The organism is Nocardioides sp. NPDC047086 (assembly GCF_040643685.1).
Classification (GTDB): domain Bacteria; phylum Actinomycetota; class Actinomycetes; order Propionibacteriales; family Nocardioidaceae; genus Nocardioides.
In genome coordinates this window covers 1-23,361 of sequence record NZ_JBEYUV010000055.1, presented here as the reverse complement: position 1 = coordinate 23,361, position 23,361 = coordinate 1, and the positions used below count along the sequence as shown (strand labels likewise).

Genomic DNA, 23,361 nt, shown 5'->3' with positions numbered 1-23,361 from the left:
CTGCTGACCCGGACGGGGCTGCTGCCCCCGGTAGGGCGGGCGAGACTCGCCGGGGCGGTTTTCGGTCAGGACGAGCCGACTCGGCTCGACGGCAGGCTCAGAGGTGGTAGTTCGGGGCCTCGGCCGTGACCTGGATGTCGTGGGGGTGGCTCTCCTTGAGCGAGGCCGAGGTGATCCGCATGAAGCGGCCCTGGCTCTGCAGCTCGGGGATCGTGCGCGCGCCGACGTAGAACATGGTCTGGTGCAGGCCGCCGGTGAGCTGGTGGGCGACGGTGGCCAGCGAGCCCTTGTAGGCGACCTGGCCCTCGACACCCTCGGGGACGATCATGTCGTCGTCGGTGACCTCGGCCTGGAAGTAGCGGTCCTTGGAGAAGGACTTCTTGCCGCGCGAGGACATCGCGCCCATGGAACCCATGCCGCGGTAGGCCTTGAACTGCTTGCCGTTGATCAGGACCGTGTCACCGGGGGTCTCCTCGGTGCCGGCCAGCATCGAGCCGAGCATCACGGTGTCGGCACCGGCGACGATGGCCTTGCCGATCTCGCCGGAGTAGCGCAGACCACCGTCGGCGATCACCGGGACGCCGGCCGGCTTGCAGGCCAGGCTCGCCTCGTAGACCGCGGAGATCTGCGGGACACCGACACCGGTGACGACGCGGGTGGTGCAGATCGAGCCCGGCCCGACGCCGACCTTGACCGCGTCGGCGCCCGCGTCGACGAAGCTCTGCGCGCCCTCCTTGGTGGCGACGTTGCCGCCGATGACCTGGACGTGCTTGGTCGCCGGGTCGGTCTTGAGCCGGCGGACCATGTCGATCAGCATGCGTACGTTGCCGTGGGCCGTGTCCGCGACGAGCACGTCGACACCGGCATCGATGAGCGTGGTGGCCCGCTCCCAGGCGTCACCGAAGTAGCCGATCGCCGCGCCGACGAGGAGGCGGCCCTGCGCGTCCTTGGAGGCGTCGGGGAACTGCTCCGACTTCACGAAGTCCTTGACCGTGATCAGACCGGTGATGCGGCCGTCGGTGTCGACCAGGGGAAGCCGCTCGAGCTTGTGCTGACGCAGCAGCTTGGTGGCCTCCTCGCGCGAGATCTCGGCGGGACCGGTGATCAGGTCCTTGGAGGTCATCACCTCGTTGACCTTCGTGGTCGCCCACTCCGCGACCGGGGTGAACCGGAGGTCGCGGTTGGTGATGATGCCGATCAGCTTCTGGTCGACGTCGACGACGGGGAACCCGGAGATCCGGTATTCACCGGCGAGCTTGTCGAGCTGCTCCAGCGTCGCGTCGGGGCCGATGGTGACCGGGTTGGAGATGATCCCGGTCTGGGTGCGCTTGACCAGGTCGACCTGGTAGGCCTGATCCTCGATCGACAGGTTGCGGTGGAGCACACCGATGCCGCCCTGGCGGGCCATCGCGATCGCCATCCGCGACTCGGTCACGGTGTCCATCGCCGCGGAGATCAGCGGCACCCGCAGGTTGATCTCGCGGGTCAGCCGGGAGGTCGTATCGATGTCGGACGGCGCCAGATCCGAGTATCCAGGCATCAGGAGTACGTCGTCGTAGGTGAGGCCGAGCGTCGCGAACTTCTCCGGGATCTCCATGAAGAGATTCTACGTTCAGGCTCCCGCGTGGCCGAAAACGCCAGGAGTCATCGCGATGAATCTAGGTCCGCAACGGTTTGAGGTCCCGCACCGGCACCTTGACGGTCAGCAGGTCGCCGGCCATCCGGATCCGGCCGCGCATCCCCGCGGCGAGAACCATCGGCAGCACCGCCTGGTTGTCGGACTGGGTGGTGAGCAGGATCTCGTCGGCGCCGAGCATGTGCGCGAGCTTGGCGGTGTCGACCAGCAGCCTGGTCCCGATGCCGCGGCGCTGCCAGACCGGGTCGACGCGCAGGTTGACGACGCGTACGTTCTCGTCGTCCTCGGTCGGGGCCAGGACCTCGCCGATACCGACGGCGACGCCGTCGATCAGGGCGGTGACGGTCTCCCCGGTGACGACGAGGTCGGGGGTGCTCCCGGTGCCCAGGCGGCGTACGGGTGGGGTGGTGCCGATCGCCGCCGACTCGCGGCTGCGGTCGAGGACGTCGTTGACCAGGTCGGCCATCGCGGAGCCGCGGGCGTGCTCGGTCGCGGTGAAGGGGGCGGTGCGGTGCAGCTGGACGTCGACGTCGGCGACCCGCAGCTCCATGGTGTCGTGGACGACCCCTGGCGGGGCCTCGGCCTCGGCGTCGAAGAGCTGGGCGACCACCTCCGGGAACGACATCGGCCGCTCCAGGACGTGCCGGGCCGCCTGCACGTAGCGCGTCGGCTGGTCGGCCAGAGCCGCCTCGGTGGCGTTCTGGATGACGATCCCGTCGCCACCCGCGGCGGAGATCAGGTCGCAGATCTCCTTCTCGCCCCAGCCCTCGGGCGTACGCAGCACGAACTCGTCGGTGACCTGGGCCAGCCCTGGGAAGATCTGCATCCCCAGGATGTTGACCCCGGCCTCACCACAGCGCTGCGCCAGCACCGCCAGCGTGCCCGGTCGGTCCGGAAGCGTCGTACGCACTCTCCACAACATCGTCCCCGCCATGCGCCCTAGTCTGCCTGTTTCCCTGTTTCTGGTCCGTTACCCACGGTTAAACCTTCAGTCCGCGGGTGGTCGTGGCGGGGTCTGCTCGCCCGCTTCGACAAGCACGTCGATGTGGTTGCTCGCGGGCGGGAGCGGGCAGGTGGCGTGGATCGTGTAGGCGCAGGGCATGTTGGCGGCGCGGTTGAAGTCGAGGACGACGGTGCCTCCGGCCGGCGGCTCGACGGCCAGCTGACGGCAGGCGGCGTAGGTCGTCACGCCGCTGGTCTCGTCGGTGAACAGCAGCCACAGCTCGCCGTCGCCACCGTCGAAGGCGATCAGCCGCTGCGGGCGACCACCGACCTCGAACGCGACCTCCCCCACGGCGTCGATGATGCTCGAACGACCCTCCACCACGGAGCCGACCGAGATCGGGCGGCTCGTCTCGTAGGCGGTGAAGGCGGCGCTGACCCGCCACGACGGGTCCGGAGCGTACGTCGGCGTGCCGGTGTAGTCGCGCAGGAACGGCCCGTCGGGCTGCCGCGGCCGCAGCACCGGGGTGCCGAAGCGGTCGGCGAGCTCGACCGTCCCGGCGTCGAAGGACGCGATCACGCCGACAGGATCGACGTGACCGAAGACGTACCGCCCCGCGAGGGTGGCACCGCCGAGCTCGAGCCACTCACCCTCGCCCAGCTCGACGACAGCACCCTCCGGGCCGGTCGACCAGACGCCCGGGATTCCGGGGAATCGAACCGGCCGGGGACCCAGCCAGTGCAGGCCGGTGATCGCCAGGAAACCCTCGGGACTTCTCAGCCCGGCTTCCCGCTCATCGCGCCACCGTTGCCAGGCCTGCTCGAAAGTCACGCGCTGCACTCTACAAAGACTTGCGTTGCCAGGTGTTGCAATGGTCGTCGACTTTTACCCTGGCGTTCACCCCCGGCGCATCTTTTCCGTCGCGCGAGCGAGCCTGGCCAGACGGATCACGCCACGTGCCACGGTGACCAGGAGGAGGTACCAGATCGCCGCCACCACGAGCAGCGGGATGATCAGGTGGTTGCGCTCCTCGAGCGCCTGGACGACGCCGAGCAGGTCGGTGATCGAGAGCACCGAGACCAGGCTCGTCGCCTGGAGCGTCGCCACCAGGAGGTCGCCCAGCACGGTGAGCCGGTCACCGCTCGGGAGCGCCCGTGCCGCCTGGGCTCCCATCGCCAGCGCCAGCCCCGCGATCGCCGCGTGGACCGGCGTGACCAGCCGGACCGCGTCGATGTGCACACCCGGGATCCCGAAGGTGATGTCGGGAAAGATCAGCGCGATGTTGCTCCACAGCAGCAGCTGGACGAGCACCGGGATGCTGCCGAAGACCCAGACGTACGCCGCCGAGATCCCGCCCAGTACCAGGTTTCCCGACCTCTCCATCGTGAGCACCACGAGCCCGATCGCCCAGGCCACCGCGAAGACCAGCGCGGTCAGCCGGATCGTCAGCCAGACCCCTGCGAGGACGTCCGGGTGGAGCAGATGGTCGATCACCTCGCCGGGGAGGAGGTTCTCGTTCCTCGCCAGGCTCCACAGGAACCTCACGAGGAGCAGCCCGAGGAAGGCTGCGATCAGCCAGGTGACTGTGTTGGTCTCGACACGCTCGCTGGCGCTCACGGCTCGACCGACGGGGGGACCGCTGGTCGAGCCGCCGGAGCCTCTGGGCGGAGGCGTGTCGAGACCAACACAGTCGTCGTCCGCAGCCGTCTTGCTCATCGCCGTGAACCATGGCGTCTCCTGATGACCGGGAGGTTGCTACCAGCTGGTCATTCCTTGAAATCGCCGCGTCGGCGCATCCGACCCCTCTCGCTCGCTTCGCGTCGCGAGACACGGGGTCAGATGCGCCTACTCGGCTCTGCTCAGTAGGAGGGCTGAGCCTGGACGTTCAGCTCGTCGAAGCGCACCTTCTTGGCCGAGGCGACCCGCGGGTCGCGCAGGTCGAAGACGTCGAAGCCGCGCTGGATCTCGTTGGAGTAGATGTAGCCGTTGTAGTAGTAGGTCGACCAGGGCCCGGCGATCGTCGAGGTGTCCTCGAACGGACCGCGGTCGAACCAGGCGATCTCCTTCGGGTTGGCCGAGTCGGTGAAGTCGTAGACCGACACACCGCCCTGGTACCAAGCCTGGACCATGATGTCCTTGCCCTTGACCGGGATCAGCGAACCGTTGTGGGCGACGCAGTTCTCGGTGTTCGACTGGGTGCGCGGCATCTTGTAGTAGGACTTGAAGACGAGCTGACCGCCCTCGATGTCGTAGATGCCGTTGGCGCCCTTCTCCATCCCGGTCTCCGGGTTGCAGGTCGGCGCACCGCCACCACCGAGCTCGTCGGTGAAGACGACCTTGGTGCCGGTGTTGTTGAAGGTGGCCGAGTGCCAGAACGCGAAGTTCGTGGTGTCGGTGACCTGCTCGGTCACCACCGGGTTCTCGCGGTCGGAGATGTCCATCAGGATGCCGTCGCCCATGCAGGCACCGGCCGCGATGTCCTTCGACGGGTAGGTGGTGATGTCGTGGCAGCCCGCGGTGTTGGTGTAGCCGCCGTCGGGGAACAGCACCGGCTCGCTGACCACCGCGGCCCGCTCGGGCGCCCGCGTGGGGATCTTCACGATGCTGATCTTGTCGTGCGGAGGCTGGCAGTCGGGGTAGGTCTCGCGAGGCCCGTATGAGGAGACGTACGCATAGACCGATCGCCGGTCCTTGCTCGGTGCCAGCGAGTGGGTGTGGGAGCCGCACTTGGTCTCGACCGCGGCGACGTACTGCGGGTCTCGCGGGTTGCTGATGTCGAAGACCCGGATGCCTTCCCAGGACTCCTTGATCTCGGCCGACTGCGCCACGTTGTCGCAGGTGTTGTTGCTGCGGCTGGAGTCGACGGAGAGGACCAGCAGGTCGTCATAGACGGAGATGTCGTTCTGGGACCCGGGGCAGACGTACTGCTTCACGAGGCGCGGCTTCTTCGGGTTCTTGATGTCGATGACGTTGAACCCGTTGTAGTTGCCCGCGAAGGCGTAGTGCCCCTGGAAGGCGAGATCGCTGTTGAGCGCGTTGGCGGGCGTGAAGGCGCCCGACTTCGGGATGTTGGCGATCAGGTGCATGTTGGGTGTGCCGTCGGACTCCCCGACGGGTACGACCGGATTGTTGGCGCCGAGGTTGGCGAGGTCGTTGCCGGCGACGCAGGCGGAGGCGAAGTTGTCACCGAGCTTGGTGATCGCCTGCTTCTCCTCAGCGGTGCAGCTCGTCTGGGCCTCGGGAGACTCGGTGGTCTCGGTGCCGTGGGTGTGGGACTCGTCTGCGGAGGACGGGGCGGCGACGGCCAGCCCTCCTGCGACAACCATGACCACCGCGATGGGGGCAAGGTATTGGGTGGGTCGTCTAAGCCTCATGATCGCAAGCCTTCCGAGTCGGCCGTGGGGTATGGCCCGGGCAGGACTTCTCAACTTTAGTAAAAGTCGTACACGGGAGGCATCGAATATGAATAAATTGTTCACCTCTGCGGGATCTCGGAAGGAGACACATGCCCGGTAGGCGGTTGGGCGTCATCATCTCGGGGGCCGTGTTCGCGGCGATGTCGCTCGGCGGGTGCGGAGGTTCCGCTGACGACGCGCACGGCGAGCACGGCACGCACGGCGCGCACTCGCCCAGCCCGGACGCGGCCACCCAGTCGGCGCCGGTGGTCCAGGGCGGAGCGCCGGGTGAGGCCGCGGCGACGATCTCGCCCTCGGCCGCTGCCACCGACCCGTGGTCCCAGACCGATGCCGACTTCGTGACGATGATGATCCCGCACCACGCGCAGGCGCTGGAGATGACCCGGCTGGCGCGCGAGCACGGCGTCGACCCCGAGGTCGTGTCCTTGGCCAAGCGCATCGAGTCCGCACAGGGCCCCGAGATCGTGGCGATGAGCGGATGGCTCGACACCCGCGGGCTGCGGGTGCCGCGTGCCTCGGACCCCGCGCACACCATGGCCGGCATGCTCACCCCGGCTCAGATGAGCGAGCTCGGCAAGGCCCGTGGCGAGGAGTTCGACCGGCTCTTCCTGACCGGGATGATCCAGCACCACCAGGGCGCCCTTGAGATGGCCGAGCCGATGGCCTCCCAGGGCAGCGACGCGCTGGCGATCGAGATGGCGATGGATGTCGAGGCCACCCAGTCGGTCGAGATCGACATCATGGAGAAGCTCCTCGCCCAGCTGTGAGAACCGGTACGTTTCGGCGGGTGCCCCTCGCCCCCGCCCGTCGTCGACGCGTGCTGATCGGCTCCGCCGTCGTCGCCTGCCTCGCCCTGGTCACCACCACGCTGGTCTACACCGGCGTCGTGATGCCGACCCGTCTGTTCGCGGCCCAGTACGACGTACGCGGCATCGACGTCTCCCACCACAACGGCACCGTCGACTGGCCACGGGTCGCCGATCAGGACATCGACTTCGCCTGGATCAAGGCGACCGAGGGTTCTGCGCACGTGGACTCGCGCTTCGCCGCCAACTGGGCCGAGGCCCGGCGAGCCGGAATCGCGACCGGTGCCTACCACTTCATGAGCTTCGAGAGCCCGGGCGCCGACCAGGCGCACAACATGATCGCCACGGTGCCCCGCGCGGCCGGCACGCTCGCGCCCGTCGTCGACCTGGAGCCCTACGGTTCCTTCAAGGGGAACCTGCCGCCCGCCACCGAGGTCCGCGCCATCCTCGATCCGCTGCTGTCCACGCTCGAGGCGCACTACGGCATCGCGCCGGTCATCTACACCACGCCGTCGGCCTACCGTGCCTATCTGGTCGACGCCTATCCCGAGAACCCGATCTGGTTCCGTTCGGTCGCGTGGCCGCCCCGGGTGCCGGACGGACGGTCCTGGGCCATCTGGCAGTACTCCAACCGGGACCGGCTCGACGGTGTGGGCAGTGAGGACGAGGCGTACGTGGACATGAACGTGCTTTCGGACGACGTCTCGCTCGACGAGTTGGTCGTTCGCTGAGAGCCCCGTCGGTCGAGCCGGATTCGTGAGGCGATGTCCTGAGCTTGTCGAAGGGAACGAGCGAATCCGTGTCGAGACCAACACAGTCGAATCGAGCGCGGACAGGACCGTGTTGGTCTCGACACGCTCGCTGGCGCTCGCGGCTCGACCAGCGAAACGAGAGCCGGCGCCCCGCACGAAGCGGGACGCCGGCTGTGGCGACTCGAGGTCAGTGGCCGTGACCGTGGCCGTGACCGGCCGCGGGCGCCTCTTCCTCTTCCGGCTTGTCGACGACCAGGGTCTCGGTCGTGAGCAGCATGCCCGCGATCGAGGTGGCGTTGATGAGCGCGGAGCGGGTGACCTTGACCGGGTCGATGACGCCCTGGGCAACCAGGTCGCCGTACTCACCGGTGGCGGCGTTGTAGCCCTGGCCGACACCGAGGTCGCGGACCTTGGTGGTGATGACGTAGCCGTTGTCGCCACCGTTCTCGGCGATCCAGCGCAGCGGCTCGTCGGCGGCCTTGCGGACGACACGTACGCCGACCGCCTCGTCGCCCTCGAGACCGAGGTCCTTCTCCAGCACGTTCACCGCGTGGATGAGGGCCGAGCCACCGCCGGGGACGATGCCCTCCTCGATGGCGGCACGGGTCGCGGAGACAGCGTCCTCGATGCGGTGCTTCTTCTCCTTGAGCTCCACCTCGGTGTGAGCGCCGACCTTGATCACGCAGACGCCACCGGCGAGCTTGGCGAGGCGCTCCTGGAGCTTCTCGCGGTCCCAGTCGGAGTCGGTGCGCTCGATCTCGGACTTGATCTCGTTGACTCGACCCTCGACGGCAGCGGCGTCGCCGCCACCCTCGACGATGGTCGTGTTGTCCTTGGAGACCGTCACGCGGCGAGCGGTGCCGAGCACCTCGAGACCGACCTGGTCGAGCTTGAGGCCGACCTCCTCGGCGACGACCTGCGCGCCGGTGAGGATCGCGATGTCCTGCAGCATGGCCTTGCGGCGGTCACCGAACGCGGGCGCCTTGACGGCGGTCGCGTTGAAGGTGCCCTTGATCTTGTTCACGACCAGGGTCGAGAGGGCTTCGCCCTCGACGTCCTCGGCGATGATGAACAGCGGCTTGCCGGCGGCGATGACCTTCTCCAGCAGCGGCAGGAGCTCCTGGATGGAGCTGATCTTGCCCTGGACGAGCAGGATCAGCGGGTCGTCGATGACGGCCTCCATCCGCTCCTGGTCGGTCACGAAGTACTGAGAGATGTAGCCCTTGTCGAACTGCATACCCTCGGTGAACTCGAGCTCGGTGCCGGTGGTGTTGGACTCCTCGACGGTGATGACACCGTCCTTGCCCACCTTGGCGAAGGCCTCGGCGAGGATCTCGCCGATCTTCGCGTCGCGGGAGGAGATCGTGGCGACCGAGGCCATGTCGGACTCGTCGACGACCTCACGGGCGGCGGCACGCAGAGCGTCGCCGACGGCGGCCGCGGCGGCGTCCATCCCGCGCTTGAGGCTCATCGGGTTCGCGCCGGCGGCAACCGCGCGCAGACCCTCGTGGACCATCGCCTGGGCGAGGACGGTCGCGGTGGTCGTACCGTCACCGGCGATGTCGTTGGTCTTGGTCGCGACCTCCTTGGTGAGCTGAGCACCAAGGTTCTCGAACGGGTCGTCCAGCTCGACCTCACGGGCGACGGTGACACCGTCGTTGGTGATGGTCGGAGCGCCCCACTTCTTGTCGAGGACGACGTAGCGGCCCTTGGGGCCCAGCGTCACCTTGACGGCGTTGGCGAGGGCGTCGACGCCACGCTCGAGGGCGCGGCGGGCGTTCTCGTCGAACTCCAGGATCTTCGGCATTGGTATTTACTCCCTTGTACGCAGAACGCGGCCGGGGCCCAGGACGTGATAACCCCGTCGGCCCGGCCGCGTCGATGCGAGACGGATGACGTCAGGCGATGACCGCGAGGATGTCGCGAGCCGAGAGGATGAGGTACTCCTCGCCGGCGTACTTCACCTCGGTGCCGCCGTACTTGCTGTAGATGACCTTGTCGCCCACGGCGACGTCGATCGGGACGCGGTTGCCCTTGTCGTCGATGCGACCCGGGCCGAGCGCCAGGACCTCGCCCTCCTGGGGCTTCTCCTTGGCGGTGTCCGGGATGACCAGACCGGAGGCGGTGGTCTGCTCGGCCTCGACGGCCTTGACGACGATCCGGTCCTCAAGAGGCTTGATGTTGACCGACACTGTGTCGACCTCCCCATTTCTTTTCTACGGAGTCAGACTTCGGTGGGTGTTGCTACGTCTGTGCTTGCGATCTGCCAGATGCGCCGTCGCGGGGGTCGCACCCGACTCGCAAGCGCTGGCACACTCAGGGGGAGAGTGCCAGTGCAGACGTTAGCACTCGACTGCAATGAGTGCCAGCAAGCCTGCTCTATCGCTGCCCGGGGAGCCTCACCACGAGTGCGATCATGCCGGCCAGGAGACCGACGATGACGATGCTGCCGGCGACCACGAGCTCCCGCAGGGTCTCGTCGTTGTCGGCGTTCTTCTCGGCGAGCGAGGTGACCTTGAGCTCTTCGCCATCGCTCAAGGCGGTCATCCGAGACGGGCTCTCCGACGTCGCGGGCCCACCAGAAGAGGGCTTGCGGCTCGGCTTCGGTTCGGGGGCTGCTGACGACGTACTCTCGTTCGGCTCGCTCTGCTCGGCGGGGCCCGGCGCGGCCGTCCTGTCGTCGCCGTCGGCGGAGCCCTGCTCCTCCTCGGCGTCCTGTGTGGCCGAGGGCGCGGCCGACCCGTCCTGGTCATTCTCGGATCCGGAGCTCTCATCCGGCTCCGGTTCGGGCTCCGGCTCCGGCTCCGGCTCCGGCTGACCAGATTCCGAGGTCCTGACGTACGTCACCGTGTACCCCCTCAGTGGACGCCCCTCGCTGTGCCAGACGGTCGTGGTGCGCTGCGGCGGCTCCAGGGTGTGCACCTCCGAACTGCCCCGGCGGCCACCGCTCTCCACGCAGTAGGAGGCGATCAGATAGCCGGCGGGCGCCGACGCCGTGGTCGAGTACTCACCGTCCAGGTCGTGGTAACCGTTGCCCCGCGAGCAGTCGCGGGCCGGGGTCACCGTATCCGCGGAAGCAGGTGCGGCGAACAGCAGCGACAGCAGTGTCGTTGAGAGCAGTGTCAGCACTGCTGCGAGTGCCCCGAGGCTCTCCAGGATTCGACGTGAGGGACGGCACACGTGACGGATCCTAGATCAGTGACACCCCGGAGGGTAATGGGAACTTCGGGTCCCGAACGCCGCTTGAGAGGATCGGAGTATGGACCTCGACGCCTTCGCCTGGTTGCTGACCGATGACGGGCAACGGCTGCTGGCGCGGGCCACCGAGATGACTGCCGCGGGTGAGGACTCTGCCCTGGCGGTGCAGACGGCGCTGCGCAAGGACGAGTCGGCCGAGCGTGTCGCGGCGGCGATGACCCAGGTCGACCTGCGCCGGAAGGCCGCCGCCAAGTTCGGCGACCTCGCGCCGAGGATGTACTTCACCCCCGACGGCCTCGAGCAGGCGACCCGCCTCGCGGTCGCCCACCACCGGGCGGCGCGGCTGCGTGCCTTCGACGCGGCGAGCGTCATCGACCTGGGCTGCGGGATCGGCGGCGACCTGATCGCCTCCTCGTGCGCCGGGCTCACCGCCGCCGGCGTGGACCACGATCCGGAGCGGGTCGCCGTCGCCCAGGCGAACCTCGACGCTCTCGAGCTGCCAGGTGCGGTCACCGTCGCCGACGCAACAGGTGTCGACCATTCCCCCTTCGACGTCGCGTACGCCGATCCGGCGCGTCGCGGCGCCAAGGGCCGCGTCTTCTCCGCGGAGGGGTGGACGCCGCCGTGGTCGTGGGTGGAGACGCTCTTCATGCGTGATGCGTGTGTGAAGGTCGCCCCCGGGATCCCGCACGATCTCGTACCCGACAAAGTCGAGGCCGAGTGGGTCAGCGACCGCGGCGAGGTCAAGGAGGCCGCGCTGTGGTCGGGGTCGCTGGCGAGCACGCACCGGCGTGCCACCGTGATCGGCGAGCGCGGCCTGGCGACGCTCACCTCCGAGGACGATCCCGGCGCCGAGGTCGGCGCGGTCGCCGAGTTCCTCTACGAGCCCGACGGGGCGGTCATCCGCGCCGGACTGGTCACCGCCGTCGCTGCCGGGGTGCAGGGACATCTGGTCGACGAGCACATCGCGTACGTCACCTCCTCCGCCTCCTTCGAGACGCCCTTCGCCCGTGGGTATCAGGTGCTCGAGGAGCTCCCCTACCGGGAGAAGCAGCTCAAGGCGGCGCTGCGCGAGCGCGGGATCGGGAAGCTGACGATCAAGAAGCGCGGCGTGCAGGTCGTCCCCGAGCAGCTCCGCAAGCGACTCTCGCTGTCCGGCACCGAGGAGGCGACGATCGTGCTCACCAGGGTCGCCGGCGAGGGGACCTGTCTGCTGGTGCGGCCCTTCTGAGGGTCAGACCAGGACGGTCGTGATCGGCTGGGAGGAGTCGGCCGGGAGGTCCAGCGCCGAAGGAGTACGTCCCCTCGCCACCATCTCCGCCCCCAGAGCCGCCACCATCGCGCCGTTGTCGGTGCACAGGCCCGGGCGCGGGACTCGGACACGGATGCCGAGCTTGGTGGCACGCTCCTCGGCGAGGACCCGGAGCCGGCTGTTGGCGGCGACCCCGCCACCGATGATGATGTCCTCGATGCCTTCCGAGGAGGCTGCGTCGAGGGCCTTGCGCACCAGGACGTCGACCACCGCCTCCTGGAAGCTGGCGGCCACATCGGCAACCGGGACCGGCTCGCCGCTGCGCTCCCTGGCCTCGATCCAGCGGGCGACCGCGGTCTTGAGGCCGGAGAAGGAGAAGTCGAAGCGGTGACGCTCCAGGTCGCGACGGCCGGTGAGCCCACGGGGAAAGTCGATCGCGATCGAGCTGCCCGACGTGGCGGTCCGGTCGATCACCGGCCCACCGGGGAAGCCGAGGCCGAGCAGACGGGCGACCTTGTCGAAGGCCTCGCCCGCGGCGTCGTCGATGGTCGCGCCCATCGGGTCGACGCCCTCGGTGATGTCGGTGACCTTGAGCAGGCTGGAGTGGCCGCCGGAGACGAGCATGGCAACGCACGGCTCGGGAAGCGGACCGTGCTGGAGCTGGTCGACCGCGACGTGCGAAGCCAGGTGGTTGACCCCGTAGATCGGCTTGTCGAGCCCGAGGGCGAGCGCCTTGGCCGCGGCGACCCCGACCAGGAGGGCGCCCGCGAGGCCGGGCCCTGAGGTGACCGCGATCGCGTCGACGTCGTTCAGCTTGATGCCCGACTCCTCGCACGCCCGCTCGATCGTCGGGACCATCGCCTCCAGGTGGGCCCGGCTGGCGACCTCCGGCACGACCCCACCGAACCGAGCATGCTCCTCGACGCTGCTCGCCACCGCGTCGGCCAGCAGCGTGTGCCCGCGCACGACCCCGATTCCGGTCTCGTCGCACGACGTCTCGATCCCGAGGACCAGGGGCTCATCAACGAGGGCACCGGAAGTCATGAGCCCATTCTGCCTCCACGTCGATCTCGGGCTCAGGAGCAGCCTGGGTTACACGCTCAACACACGCACCTGGCCGACGCACCTTGGCCGACGCACCTTGGCCGACGCACCTTGGCCGACATGCGCTGACCCGGGCGGGGGCCGCCCTCGCTTCGGTGGGCGAACGAACTTTCATTCCGCTCAGAGGCGCGAACGAATCTTCATTCGTGACAACCGCGCGAACGAATCTTCACTCGTGACAACCGCGCGAACGAACTTTCACTCGCAACAACCCCACGAACGAACTTTCACTCGCAACAACCGCGCGAACGAACTTTCACTCGCAACAACCCCACGAACGAACTTTCACTCGCAACAACCCCACGAACGAACTTTCACTCGCAACAACCCCACGAACGAACTTTCACTCGCGACAACCCCACGAACGAACTTTCACTCGCCCCGGGACTCACGTGGCCCCGCCCGAGAAGCACTCGGTCGGAGGCCCTACGTCTCAGGCGGCTTGCGCGCTGTCCAGATCGTCATGGAGCGCTGAGTAAGCGGCAGCCCAGAGTTGTTGCGCGAGATCAGGATCGATCGGATCGGCGGAGCAGAGGGAGTCCCAGAGCCCGCGGAGCAGTATCACCAGCCCGCCCGACTCGAAGTCCGAGAGTTCCCGGCCGATCGAGCTGCGGAGCCAGAACCTGACGTTGTGCCACAGGTCCCGGACCGCCTCGCCGACATCGTCGTTCGTCCGAGCGAGCTCCTCGATTCCCAGCCAGGCCCTGAGAAAGAACATCTCGTCCCAGGTCGAAGGCAGATAGCCTGCCCATCCCCGTGCATTCACCCGCTGAGCGACCTGCTCCCAGTAGATGCCGGCAAATCCCGCCGCGGCATGGGGCAGCATGTTCTCCCGCCCGGCGAACCACTTGTGCAGCGTCGACATCGCCATGTTCGCCTCCTCGGCGACCACCTTGAGGGTGGGCGCACGCAAGCCGTCGCGCCCGATCGTCCTCGCCAGGGCGATGCCGGCTGTCGTCGATTCGAACCCGTTGCGATTGAAGGCCATGGCATTGATCGCACCACAGACCACCGACATTTTCCGCCGATGCCGCCTCAGCCAGATGTCGCTGCCGAGCCGGTGAGCTCCATCGCCAGCACGATCCCGGTCGCCCCATCACGGTAGTAGCGCTCGCGGCGGTCGATCTCGACGAATCCCGCTTGGTCGTAGAACTCGATGGCCGCGACGTTGCCTTCACGCACCTCGAGGAGAAGTCGCTCCGCTCCCTCGCTCCGGGCGAGGTCGATCGACGCCGCGAGGAGCGACCCACCGATTCCTCGACGGCGCTGCTCGGTAACGGTCGCGATCCGCTGGAGCTCGGCGATCTCGTAGACGACGCTGACCAGCGCATGGCCGATGACCGCTCCCGCATCATCGACGGCGACGAGGATCCGGACCGTCGGCATCTTCCCGTCGATCGCCACCTGCAGGTACTCGGGGGTCCAGGCGTCGTCGGGGAATGCCTCGAGCTCGAGGTCGGCGATCGCGTCGACGTCGTCCGGGCCCGCCGAGCGTACGGTCACTGCGAAACCTTCTTCTGGGCCTTCTTCTGGACCTTCTTCTGGACCTTCTTCTGGGCAGCCTGCTCGACTGCATCAGGCCGACGCAGGTAGAGCGGCTCGGGATCCATCAGCTCGACCCGTTCCTCGGCGACCGCCCGCGCCAGCCAGCCGGCGGACGGGCGCACCGGGCCGAACGGCGTCGGGAACGCCTCGGGATAGAGCAGCGCCCCCTCCCCGACGGCCGGCACCGAGGTGGCGACCTCGGCGGGGCGGGCGACGACCGGCCCCTCGAGGCGTACGCCGTCGGCGTCGTAGGAGGCCAGGTAGACCTCCTTGCGCCGCGCGTCCGTCGCCACGACGAACCCACCCTCGATGTCCTTGGTGGTCGAGCTTGTCGAGACCACGGCCTCCACCGCCAGCACGTCCAGGGTGCAGGCCGCATAGACCGGTATCTCCAGCGCGAACCCGAGCGTCCGGGCGGTGACCAGCCCGACCCGCAGGCCGGTGAACGGGCCGGGGCCGGCGCCGACCGCGATGGCGGTCAGATCCTGGCGTACGATCCCGGCCTCCGCGAGGACGTCAGAGATCATCGGCGCGAGCTGCTCACCATGCTTCATGGTCCGGTCGGAGACGACCTCGGCGACGACGTCGTCGCCGTCGTGGAGCGCCACAGTCACCTGGGGCGTGGCGGTGTCAAAGGCGAGAAGCACAACTCACACCCTAGAGCGCGCCGAGGTCGACGCCGCGCCAGCGGGCCCCGACCGGGACGATCTCCACCCGCCGAGGATCCGCTCCGTCGGGCGCCTCGACCAGATCCAACGGCGCCTCGTCGGCCTCGGCACGTACGATCCGGATCTCCAGCCGCGACTCGGAGAGCCCCTCGGCCAGTCCCTCGCCCCACTCCACGACGGTCACCGCGTCGTCGAGATCGGTGTCCAGGTCGAGGTCGTCGAGCTCCTCGATCCCGCCGAGCCGATAGGCGTCGACGTGGACGAGCTCCGGGCCGCCGACCGTGGAGGGATGCACCCGGGCGATCACGAAAGTCGGCGAGGTGATCTCGCCGCGTACCCCGAGCCCGGCACCGAGGCCCTTGGTGAAGGTGGTCTTGCCGGCGCCGAGACCGCCGGAGAGGACGAGCACGTCGCCGGCAGAGACCAGGTCGGCGACCCGCCGGCCGAGCTCGAACATGGCGTCGGCGTCGAGCGCCTCGACGACGTACTCGTTCAGCGGACGATGCAGCCGCACCGCCGGAGACTCCCGGGACACCTCTCGAAATCCTTGCCGCTCCCAGAACCGCAACGTCTCCGGAAGCTCCTCACGCGCGATCACGGCAAGGTCACCGAAGCCTTCGGAGACCGCGACCCCGGCGGCGTACGTCACCATCTTGTGCGCCACCCCATGACCCTGCTGATCAGGCAGAACAGCGAACCGACGCAGCCACATGGTCGAGTCGGCGGGGTCCATGACCACAGTCCCGACAGCGACCCCGTCGAACCGCGCCAGCACGCCCCCGAACCCGGAGAGGCGCTCCTTCATCGATCCCTCGGTCTCCCCGAGTGCTTCGGCGGGCGGGTCCAGCGGCGGGCGGGCGGAGAAGGCCGCCCGGACGATGCCGAGCACCTCGGCCGCGGCCTCCGGCCCGACCCGCTCGAAGACGAGCGTCATGCCGAAGCCGCATCCCGGGTGGCCGAGGCGAGCAGCTGGTCGAGCTCGGCGTTGACCTGTCCGTGCCGCTCGAGGATGACCATGTGGCCGGCCTTCTCACACTCGACCAGGCGCGATCCGGGGATGTAGGAGTGCAGCTTGCGGCTGTGGCCGATCGAGGTGAGCCGGTCCGCGGTGCCGCAGATGATCGTGGTCGGCACCCGGCCGAGCGTGGCGATCGACGCGAACTTGTCCAGTGCGCGGAAGCTCGGGAAGAACTCCGCGACCACCTCGAACGGCGTCTGCGAGAGCAGCCCATCGACGAACTCGACGTACGTCTCGGGCACCTCGTCCCCGAAGGCGAACACGTCGGTGAAGACCGTCGCGACGGAGGCCCCCATCGCCCGGAACCGGTCGACGATCCCGTGACCGCGAGCCAGGGTCCGCATGGTGCTGTTGGCGATCCCGCCGGACAGCTTGGCCGGGAGCACCGGGATCAGCAGCCGGCTCGGGTCGAGTCCACCGGCGGTCGTCGAGATCAGGGCGGCGCCGATGATCCGGCCGCCCTCGTCGTAGGGCGCGAACAGCTCGGGGTGGTCCTCGGCGAGCGCGGCGATCGTCATCCCGCCCATCGAGTGGCCGACCAGGATCACCGGCCCCTCCGGCACGACCGCGTCCAGCACCCGGAGCAGGTCGTCACCGAGCTGGTCGATCGTGGCGTTGCCGAGCGAGGAGCGGCCGCTTCGGCCGTGGCTGCGCTGGTCGTAGAAGACCGACCGCACCAGGCCCCGATAGGCGGCGCGCTGGAAGTGCCAGCAGTCGAGGTTGAGGCAGTAGCCGTGCACGAAGACGAGCGTCACCCCGTTCGCCCCGCCGGGGTGCGTGTGAGCGGGGTCGACCTCGTCGACCTCGACATGGAGAGGCACGCCGTCGGAGGTCACCACCGTGATCGGGCAGGACCGCAGCGTACCGAGCGGGGTCCGGTCCTCGGGGCGCTCCTCGATCGCGCGGCGGCGCTTTCTGACCACCACCGCGCCGCGGGCGGCGGCAGCGACCGCTGCCGCCCCCAGCGTCCCTGCCGCGATCTGGCCGATCCGTGCTGCGATGCTGCTCATCTGTCGTCTCCCTGCTCGGTGTCGACGTCTGTGTCAACATAACGCCGCTTCATCCGTCCTCCGATTCTGGTGACGACCTCGTAGGCGATGGTCTCGCTCGCCTCGGCCCAGTCCTGGGCGGTCGGCTCACCATCGGCGCCGGTGCCCCACAGAACCACCTCGGCACCGCGTTCGACCGGTGCGTCCCCGAGATCGACCACGATCTGGTCCATGCAGATGGTGCCGCGCACGGGTCGCCGGGCGCCAGCCACCCACACCTCGGCACGATTTCCGGCACGACGTTGGATGCCCTCGGCGTAGCCGACCGGGATCAGCCCCACCGTCGTCGGCTGCTCGGCCACCCAGATGTGGTTGTAGGAGACGCCCGCACCGGCCTCGATCGGCTTCACCAGCGCCAACTCGGCCCGCACCGTCATCGCGGGGACGAGTCCGAGCTCGGCCCACGGGGATCCCTCGACACCGGGCGCCGGGTCGATGCCGTACGTCGCGATCCCGACCCGGACCAGGTCGAGCCGAGCGCTCGGGCGCAGCAGCGCGCCCGCGGAGTTGGCGAGATGACGCACCTCCGGCCGCAGGCCTGCCTCCTCGGCGACCGCGAGCGCCTCTCCGAAGACCTTCTCCTGGAGGGCGTTGGCCGGGTCGGCGGTGTTCTCGCTGGCGCTGAAGTGTGACCAGATCCCGGTGACCCGGATCGCTCCCTCCGCCTCCAGGATGCGCGCCAGCCCGACCAGGTTCGACCAGTCCCCGAAGGCCGCGCCGCCCCGGGATAGTCCGGTGTCGACCTTGAGCTGCACCCGCGGCGTACGGCCCAGGGTGTCGCCGGCAGCAGCGAACTTCTCCAGGTCGGCGACGGTATAGGCGGTGATGTCGATGTCCGCGGCCACGAGCTCCTCGACGGGCTCGCTCGGCATGATCAGCCAGGCCAGCAGCCGGCCGGTGTCGCCGGCCTCGCGGAGCGCGAGCGCCTCGTCGGCGGAAGCCACCCCGAGCCAGTCCGCGCCGCCCTCGCGCGCGGCCCGTCCGGACTCGACCAGACCGTGTCCGTAGCCGTCGGCCTTCACCACCGCCATGATCGGCATACGCAGGTGCTCCCGCAGCCGCGAGACGTTGTGTCGGATCGCGGCGAGGTCGATGACGATCTCGGCTCGCCGAAGCGGAGCCCGAGGCGCTGGGCTCGGTGACATGGTGTCAAGGATAGTTGCCGCTAACTTCAGACAGCAGGAAGGGATCGGATAACGGCGGGTATCGCCGCGGCAACGCCGCTCGCGGTGACCGGCCCACCGGCGCTCGCCAGGGTCGCAGCCGCGCCGTGCAGCCAGGCCCCGGCCGAGGCGGCGTCGATGGGGTCGAGCCCGGCCGCGAGCAGCGAGCCGATCAGCCCGCCCAGCACGTCTCCCGACCCCGCGGTGGCGAGCCAGGACGTACCCGTGGTGTTGACCCGTACGGGCGTGTCGGGATCCGGCGAGGCGATCGTGGTGCGCCGCCCCTTGAGCAGCACCACCGCGTCGAACCGCTTGGCCGCGAGCCGTGCGTAGTGCAGCGGGCGGGCCTCGATGTCGCCGCGATCCTCCCGGATGAGCGCCCCGAGCTCGCCTGCGTGCGGAGTCAGGATCGCGGGCACCCCGAGCGGCCCGTTCAGCGCACGCAGGCTGTCGGCGTCGATGACCAGAGGTACGCCGCTCGCCCGGGCGAACGCGAGCGCGCTGTTGGCGCCGTCGGCGCTGCCGGAGCCGACCACCCAGGCCTGTGCCTGGCCGTCGCCGACGACCTCCGGGTGGTGCCGCTTGACCCACTCGGCCGCCGTTCCGACGTAGCGGACCATTCCGGCAAGCCCGGTGTTGGCGCCGGAGACGGCCAGCAGGGCGGCGCCGGGATAGGTGGCGCTGCCGACGCGGAGCCCGACGACGCCGCGGGTGTACTTGTGCCCGTCCGGCGCCGGTCTCGGCACCAGCGCCGCCACGTCGGCGGCCTCGAGACTCTCGATGGCCGGAGCCGGCAGATCCAGCCCGATGTCGACCAGCTGGACCTTTCCGCACGCCGAAGCGGCCGGGTCGAGCAGATGGCACGGCTTGTAGGTGCCGAAGGAGACCGTCAGGTCGGCGGTCACATGAGCCCTGTCGATCTCACCGGTGTCGACGCAGACCCCGCTCGGCGTGTCGACGGAGACCACCGGAACCCCGGCAAGCAGGCCCAGCGCCTCCTCCGCCTCGGGCCTCAGCCCGGGCTTCCCGCCGATCCCCACGATCCCGTCGACCACGACATCCGCGGTGGTCGAGCTTGTCGAGACCACGCCAGAGGAGACAGTCCCCCCTGCCGCCTTCAGGGAACCGACCCCGCCCGCATGCGCCCGCTCCGACAACAACCACGCCTCGACCCGAGCCCCGCGGCGCGCAAGCAGCGCCCCGGCGTACAACGCGTCGCCGCCGTTGTCCCCGCTCCCGACGAGCAGGACGACGCGCTTCCCGTAGGCGCCGCCGAGACCCCGCTCGCGAAGGTGACCGATGACCGCGTAGGCCAGCCCGGCCGCCGCACGCTGCATCAGGGCGCCTTCTGGCAGGCTCGCCATCAAGGCCTTCTCTGCCGCTCTGACCTGCTCAACCGAGTGCGCACGCCGCATGGCCCAAGCCTACGCGTCATGGTTTCGGCGTGGATGGGCCGTTGGTCAGTCCTCCAGGACGACCATCGCCGAGGCGATCCCGGCGTCGTGGGAGAGCGAGAGGTGCACGGTGGCGACGCCGAGCTTCCTCGCCTGCGCCAGCACCGTGCCGCGGAGCTCGAACCGGGGCTGCCCGGACGACTCCGAGATCACCTCGGCGTCGTGCCACTCCATCCCCTGTGGCGCGCCGAGCGCCTTGGCGAGCGCCTCCTTGGCGGCGAACCTCGCGGCCAGGGAGGCCATCGGCTTCGCCGCCTCCGCGGGCGTGAACAGACGCTCCCGCAGCCGCGGCGTACGTTGCAGCGACTCCTCGAAGCGCCCCAGGTCGCACACGTCGATCCCGACTCCGACCACGGCCATCAGCGCAGCGCCATCACTCGACCGTGACGGACTTGGCGAGGTTGCGCGGCTGATCGACGTCGTAGCCGAGCTCGGTGGCGAGCTGGCAGGCGAAGAGCTGCATCGGTACGACCGCGACGAGCGGTTGCAGGAGCACCGGCACCTTCGGGAGCCGGATGATCGTGTCGGAGACCGAGTCGACCGAGTCGTCCCCCTCCTCGACCAGGGCGATGGTGCGTGCGCCGCGGGCACGCACCTCCATGATCCCGGAGCGCATCTTGTCGTGCAGGAAGTCGCGGCCGCGCGGGGGCACGATGCACCAGATCGGCAGGCCCTCCTCGACCAGCGCGATCGGACCGTGCTTGAGCTCGCCGGCGGCGAACCCCTCGGCGTGCAGGTAGGCGAGCTCCTTGAGCTTGAGCGCGCCCTCCAGGGCCACCGGATAGCCGGCGTGACGGCCCAGGAACAGGAAAGCACGGCGGTCGGCGTACTCGCGCGCGAGCTCGTAGACCTGCGGGGCCGTCTCCAGGACCTTCGACACGGCGTCGGGCATCGCCTCGAGCTGGGTCATCACGCCGTCGATCTCGTCGCCGTACATCGTGCCCTTGACCTGGGCCAGGTAGAGCGCGAGCAGGTAGCAGGCGACCAGCTGGGTGACGTACCCCTTGGTCGAGGCGACCCCGATCTCCGGGCCGGCGTGGGTGTAGATGACCGCGTCGGACTCGCGCGGGATCGTGGAGCCGTTGGTGTTGCAGATCGCCAGCACCTTGGAGCGCTGCGAACGCGCGTGCCGGATCGCCTGCAGCGTGTCGGCGGTCTCGCCCGACTGCGAGATCGCCACCACCAGGGTGGAGTTGTCGAGGATCGGGTCGCGGTAGCGGAACTCGGAGGCCAGCTCGACCTCGACCGAGATCCGGCACCAGTGCTCGATGGCGTACTTCGCGACCATCCCGGCGTAGAACGACGTCCCCGCGGCGATGATGATGATCTTGGTGACCTCGCGCAGCTCGTCGTCGTCGAGCCGCATCTCGTCGAGGTGCAGAGACCCCGAAGGCGTACGCCGCCCCAGCAACGAGTCGGCGACAGCACGAGGCTGCTCGAGGATCTCCTTGCGCATGAACCAGTCGTGGCCGTCCTTCTCGGCGGCGGCCAGGTCCCAGTCGACGTGGAAGCGGCGGCCCTCGGCGGGGGTGCCGTCGAAGTTGGTGACCGTCGCGCCCTCGCGCGTGATGGTGACGACCTGGTCCTGGTCGAGCTCCATCGCCTCGCGGGTGTGCTCGATGAAGGCGGCGACGTCGGAGCCGAGGAAGGACTCCCCCTCGCCGAGGCCGACCACGAGCGGGCTGTTGCGCCGGGCGGCGACGACCCGGGACGGGTCCTCGGCGTCGATCGCGACGAAGGTGAAGGCACCTTCGAGGATCGAACACACCTTCTGCATCGCGATGGTCAGGTCGGCCCCGCCGACGACCTCACGCTCGAGCAGGTGGGCGGCCACCTCGGTGTCGGTCTGCGAGGTGAACTCGTGGCCGTCGGTCTCCAGCGAGGCCCGCAGCTCGGCGAAGTTCTCGATGATCCCGTTGTGCACGACCGCGACGCGACCGGTGCGGCCGACGTGCGGGTGGGCGTTGTCGTCGGTCGGACCGCCGTGGGTCGCCCAGCGGGTGTGGCCGATCCCGGTCGTCGACGCCGGCAACGGAGTGCCCGCGATCGCCTTCTCCAGGTTGGCGAGCTTGCCGGCCCTCTTGTCCACCGCCAGGGCCCCGTCAGCCGAGATCAGCGCGATCCCGGCCGAGTCGTAGCCGCGGTACTCCAACCGCCGCAGGCCATCGATCACGACGTCCTGCGCCGACCGGTCTCCGACGTACCCAACGATGCCGCACATGGCGGATGATCCTACGGCTCTCGTGGGCCCCATAAGGAAGCGGCGGCGCATGTGCGTAACAATCGTTGCCATGTCACACCCCGGGCCACACGGCGATGACCGCGGCTCCTCGCCCTACGTCGAGCTCGACCGAAGCGCGTGGGCCGAGCTCGCGACCGAGACCGAGAGTCCGCTGACCGAGGCAGAGATCGAGTCTCTGCGGGGCCTGGGCGACCAGATCGACCTCAAGGAGGTCGAGGAGGTCTATCTGCCGCTGAGCCGGCTGCTGAGCCTCTACGTGAGCGCCTCGGCCAAGCTCCACGACCAGCAGGAGCTGTTCCTCGGCAAGACGATGCCGGAACGTACGCCGTTCGTCATCGGTGTCGCCGGATCCGTCGCCGTCGGCAAGTCGACCACGGCTCGTGTGCTCCAGCAGATGCTCGCCCACTGGCCCGAGCACCCCAACGTCGCGCTGGTCACGACCGACGGGTTCCTCTACCCCAACGCCGAGCTCGAGCGTCGTGGCCTGATGGAGCGCAAGGGCTTCCCGGAGTCGTACGACCGCAAGGCCCTGCTCCGCTTCCTCGTCGACCTCAAGTCGGGTGAGGACGAGGTGCGCGCACCGATCTACTCCCACCTGACCTACGACGTCACCGACCAGACGGTGCTGGTCAAGAAGCCCGACATCGTCATCCTCGAGGGCCTCAACGTCCTGCAGCCCTCCCGGGTCCGGGCCGACGGCACCATCTCGCTCGGTCTCTCCGACTTCTTCGACTTCTCCGTCTTCGTCGACGCCGACTCGCGCGACATCAAGCAGTGGTACGTCGAGCGCTTCCTGCGGCTGCGCGAGACCGCCTTCCGCGACCCGTCGTCCTACTTCACGAAGTACGCGGCGCTGAGCCATGACGAGGCCGTCACCCGCGCCACCGAGATCTGGAACGAGATCAACGGCCCCAACCTCCGCGAGAACGTCCTGCCCACCCGCTCCCGCGCCACCCTCGTCCTCCGCAAGGACCGCGACCACTCGGTGCGGTATGTGAGGTTGCGCAAGATCTGACCCCTGCCCCCGCTGGTCGAGCCGCCGGAGCCGCTAGGCGGAGGCGTGTCGAGACCAACACGGTGAGCTCCGCGCTAGATCGCACCGTGTTGGTCTCGAC

The 23,361-nt window shown here is 69.0% G+C and carries 22 protein-coding genes; 4 read left to right on the top strand and 18 right to left on the bottom strand.

What is annotated here, in order from left to right; genetic code table 11:
* Positions 1–97: 97 nt before the first annotated feature.
* The 5 genes from guaB to ABZ796_RS25925 all read right to left on the bottom strand — a co-directional run bounded on the left by guaB (position 98) and on the right by ABZ796_RS25925 (position 5,905).
* Positions 98–1,597 carry an IMP dehydrogenase gene (gene guaB / locus ABZ796_RS25945; protein WP_357340909.1) on the bottom strand — a complete coding sequence of 500 codons (1,500 nt, stop codon included), beginning with the start codon at positions 1,595–1,597 and terminating at the stop codon, positions 98–100.
* Between the two features lie 61 nt (positions 1,598–1,658).
* Entirely contained in the window at positions 1,659–2,570 is a 912-nt protein-coding gene (locus ABZ796_RS25940; protein ID WP_357340908.1) for a GNAT family N-acetyltransferase, read from the bottom strand.
* Positions 2,571–2,624: 54 nt separating this feature from the next.
* A complete protein-coding gene (locus tag ABZ796_RS25935; RefSeq protein ID WP_357340906.1) occupies positions 2,625–3,410 on the bottom strand; it encodes a DUF1684 domain-containing protein in 786 nt (261 codons plus the stop codon).
* A gap of 66 nt (positions 3,411–3,476) precedes the next feature.
* On the bottom strand, positions 3,477–4,295 hold the full coding sequence (locus ABZ796_RS25930) for a hypothetical protein (protein ID WP_357340904.1): 819 nt from the start codon (positions 4,293–4,295) through the stop codon (positions 3,477–3,479).
* A gap of 143 nt (positions 4,296–4,438) precedes the next feature.
* Positions 4,439–5,905, bottom strand: a complete 1,467-nt coding sequence (locus ABZ796_RS25925; protein ID WP_357340902.1) for a hypothetical protein — start codon at positions 5,903–5,905, stop codon at positions 4,439–4,441.
* A gap of 179 nt (positions 5,906–6,084) precedes the next feature.
* Between ABZ796_RS25925 and ABZ796_RS25920 the strand changes: the two genes are divergently transcribed.
* Entirely contained in the window at positions 6,085–6,762 is a 678-nt protein-coding gene (locus ABZ796_RS25920; RefSeq protein ID WP_357340900.1) for a DUF305 domain-containing protein, read from the top strand.
* A 20-nt stretch (positions 6,763–6,782) separates the two neighbouring features.
* A complete protein-coding gene (locus ABZ796_RS25915; RefSeq protein ID WP_357340898.1) occupies positions 6,783–7,532 on the top strand; it encodes a GH25 family lysozyme in 750 nt (249 codons plus the stop codon).
* A gap of 208 nt (positions 7,533–7,740) precedes the next feature.
* Here ABZ796_RS25915 and groL read toward each other — a convergent pair whose 3' ends face one another.
* From groL to ABZ796_RS25900, 3 genes are all read right to left on the bottom strand, one after another.
* Positions 7,741–9,360 carry a chaperonin GroEL gene (groL, locus tag ABZ796_RS25910; RefSeq protein ID WP_357340896.1) on the bottom strand — a complete coding sequence of 540 codons (1,620 nt, stop codon included), beginning with the start codon at positions 9,358–9,360 and terminating at the stop codon, positions 7,741–7,743.
* Between the two features lie 91 nt (positions 9,361–9,451).
* The gene (gene groES / locus ABZ796_RS25905) at positions 9,452–9,745 is read right to left on the bottom strand and encodes a co-chaperone GroES (protein ID WP_357340895.1); all 294 of its coding nucleotides are present in this window, start codon (positions 9,743–9,745) and stop codon (positions 9,452–9,454) included.
* Positions 9,746–9,932: 187 nt separating this feature from the next.
* On the bottom strand, positions 9,933–10,682 hold the full coding sequence (locus ABZ796_RS25900) for a hypothetical protein (protein WP_357340893.1): 750 nt from the start codon (positions 10,680–10,682) through the stop codon (positions 9,933–9,935).
* Between the two features lie 130 nt (positions 10,683–10,812).
* On the opposite strand from ABZ796_RS25900, the gene ABZ796_RS25895 reads away from it, so the two are divergent.
* Positions 10,813–11,982, top strand: a complete 1,170-nt coding sequence (locus tag ABZ796_RS25895) for an SAM-dependent methyltransferase (protein WP_357340892.1) — start codon at positions 10,813–10,815, stop codon at positions 11,980–11,982.
* Between the two features lie 3 nt (positions 11,983–11,985).
* Here ABZ796_RS25895 and tsaD read toward each other — a convergent pair whose 3' ends face one another.
* The 10 genes from tsaD to glmS form a co-directional block, all read right to left on the bottom strand.
* On the bottom strand, positions 11,986–13,047 hold the full coding sequence (gene tsaD / locus ABZ796_RS25890; protein ID WP_357340891.1) for a tRNA (adenosine(37)-N6)-threonylcarbamoyltransferase complex transferase subunit TsaD: 1,062 nt from the start codon (positions 13,045–13,047) through the stop codon (positions 11,986–11,988).
* Between the two features lie 493 nt (positions 13,048–13,540).
* Positions 13,541–14,095 carry a hypothetical protein gene (locus tag ABZ796_RS25885; protein ID WP_357340890.1) on the bottom strand — a complete coding sequence of 185 codons (555 nt, stop codon included), beginning with the start codon at positions 14,093–14,095 and terminating at the stop codon, positions 13,541–13,543.
* Positions 14,096–14,142: 47 nt separating this feature from the next.
* Complete coding sequence (gene rimI, locus ABZ796_RS25880) at positions 14,143–14,610, bottom strand: ribosomal protein S18-alanine N-acetyltransferase (protein ID WP_357340889.1); 468 nt, start codon at positions 14,608–14,610, stop codon at positions 14,143–14,145.
* A complete protein-coding gene (gene tsaB / locus ABZ796_RS25875) occupies positions 14,607–15,299 on the bottom strand; it encodes a tRNA (adenosine(37)-N6)-threonylcarbamoyltransferase complex dimerization subunit type 1 TsaB (protein WP_357340888.1) in 693 nt (230 codons plus the stop codon). The genes rimI and tsaB overlap by 4 nt, the downstream gene beginning before the upstream one ends.
* A gap of 10 nt (positions 15,300–15,309) precedes the next feature.
* A complete protein-coding gene (tsaE, locus tag ABZ796_RS25870) occupies positions 15,310–16,254 on the bottom strand; it encodes a tRNA (adenosine(37)-N6)-threonylcarbamoyltransferase complex ATPase subunit type 1 TsaE (protein WP_357340887.1) in 945 nt (314 codons plus the stop codon).
* A complete protein-coding gene (locus tag ABZ796_RS25865) occupies positions 16,251–17,348 on the bottom strand; it encodes an alpha/beta hydrolase (RefSeq protein WP_357340886.1) in 1,098 nt (365 codons plus the stop codon). Before ABZ796_RS25865 ends, tsaE begins: the two co-directional genes overlap by 4 nt.
* Positions 17,345–18,532 carry an alanine racemase gene (gene alr / locus ABZ796_RS25860; protein WP_357340885.1) on the bottom strand — a complete coding sequence of 396 codons (1,188 nt, stop codon included), beginning with the start codon at positions 18,530–18,532 and terminating at the stop codon, positions 17,345–17,347. The genes ABZ796_RS25865 and alr overlap by 4 nt, the downstream gene beginning before the upstream one ends.
* 26 nt (positions 18,533–18,558) lie before the next feature.
* Positions 18,559–19,914: a bifunctional ADP-dependent NAD(P)H-hydrate dehydratase/NAD(P)H-hydrate epimerase gene (locus ABZ796_RS25855; protein WP_357340884.1), complete on the bottom strand. Its 1,356-nt coding sequence runs from the start codon at positions 19,912–19,914 to the stop codon at positions 18,559–18,561.
* Between the two features lie 96 nt (positions 19,915–20,010).
* Positions 20,011–20,364, bottom strand: a complete 354-nt coding sequence (locus ABZ796_RS25850) for a holo-ACP synthase (RefSeq protein ID WP_357340883.1) — start codon at positions 20,362–20,364, stop codon at positions 20,011–20,013.
* 13 nt (positions 20,365–20,377) lie between these two features.
* Positions 20,378–22,225 (bottom strand): glutamine--fructose-6-phosphate transaminase (isomerizing), encoded by a 1,848-nt coding sequence (gene glmS / locus ABZ796_RS25845; protein ID WP_357340882.1) that lies wholly within the window; start codon positions 22,223–22,225, stop codon positions 20,378–20,380.
* A 70-nt stretch (positions 22,226–22,295) separates the two neighbouring features.
* Here glmS and coaA point away from each other — a divergent pair, with 70 nt between their 5' ends.
* Complete coding sequence (gene coaA / locus ABZ796_RS25840) at positions 22,296–23,261, top strand: type I pantothenate kinase (protein WP_357340881.1); 966 nt, start codon at positions 22,296–22,298, stop codon at positions 23,259–23,261.
* The last annotated feature ends 100 nt before the right edge of the window (positions 23,262–23,361 follow it).

Bases quoted from the DNA above. Each gene is read 5' to 3' on its own strand.
- guaB (WP_357340909.1), bottom strand. From the start codon at position 1,597: ATGGAGATCCCGGAGAAGTTCGCGACGCTCGGCCTCACCTACGACGAC.
- ABZ796_RS25940 (WP_357340908.1), bottom strand. From the start codon at position 2,570: ATGGCGGGGACGATGTTGTGGAGAGTGCGTACGACGCTTCCGGACCGA.
- ABZ796_RS25930 (WP_357340904.1), bottom strand. From the start codon at position 4,295: ATGAGCAAGACGGCTGCGGACGACGACTGTGTTGGTCTCGACACGCCT.
- ABZ796_RS25925 (WP_357340902.1), bottom strand. From the start codon at position 5,905: ATGGTTGTCGCAGGAGGGCTGGCCGTCGCCGCCCCGTCCTCCGCAGAC.
- ABZ796_RS25920 (WP_357340900.1), top strand. From the start codon at position 6,085: ATGCCCGGTAGGCGGTTGGGCGTCATCATCTCGGGGGCCGTGTTCGCG.
- groL (WP_357340896.1), bottom strand. From the start codon at position 9,360: ATGCCGAAGATCCTGGAGTTCGACGAGAACGCCCGCCGCGCCCTCGAG.
- ABZ796_RS25895 (WP_357340892.1), top strand. From the start codon at position 10,813: ATGGACCTCGACGCCTTCGCCTGGTTGCTGACCGATGACGGGCAACGG.
- tsaD (WP_357340891.1), bottom strand. From the start codon at position 13,047: ATGACTTCCGGTGCCCTCGTTGATGAGCCCCTGGTCCTCGGGATCGAG.
- ABZ796_RS25885 (WP_357340890.1), bottom strand. From the start codon at position 14,095: ATGGCCTTCAATCGCAACGGGTTCGAATCGACGACAGCCGGCATCGCC.
- tsaE (WP_357340887.1), bottom strand. From the start codon at position 16,254: ATGACGCTCGTCTTCGAGCGGGTCGGGCCGGAGGCCGCGGCCGAGGTG.
- ABZ796_RS25865 (WP_357340886.1), bottom strand. From the start codon at position 17,348: ATGAGCAGCATCGCAGCACGGATCGGCCAGATCGCGGCAGGGACGCTG.
- alr (WP_357340885.1), bottom strand. From the start codon at position 18,532: ATGTCACCGAGCCCAGCGCCTCGGGCTCCGCTTCGGCGAGCCGAGATC.
- ABZ796_RS25855 (WP_357340884.1), bottom strand. From the start codon at position 19,914: ATGGCGAGCCTGCCAGAAGGCGCCCTGATGCAGCGTGCGGCGGCCGGG.
- ABZ796_RS25850 (WP_357340883.1), bottom strand. From the start codon at position 20,364: ATGGCCGTGGTCGGAGTCGGGATCGACGTGTGCGACCTGGGGCGCTTC.
- glmS (WP_357340882.1), bottom strand. From the start codon at position 22,225: ATGTGCGGCATCGTTGGGTACGTCGGAGACCGGTCGGCGCAGGACGTC.
- coaA (WP_357340881.1), top strand. From the start codon at position 22,296: ATGTCACACCCCGGGCCACACGGCGATGACCGCGGCTCCTCGCCCTAC.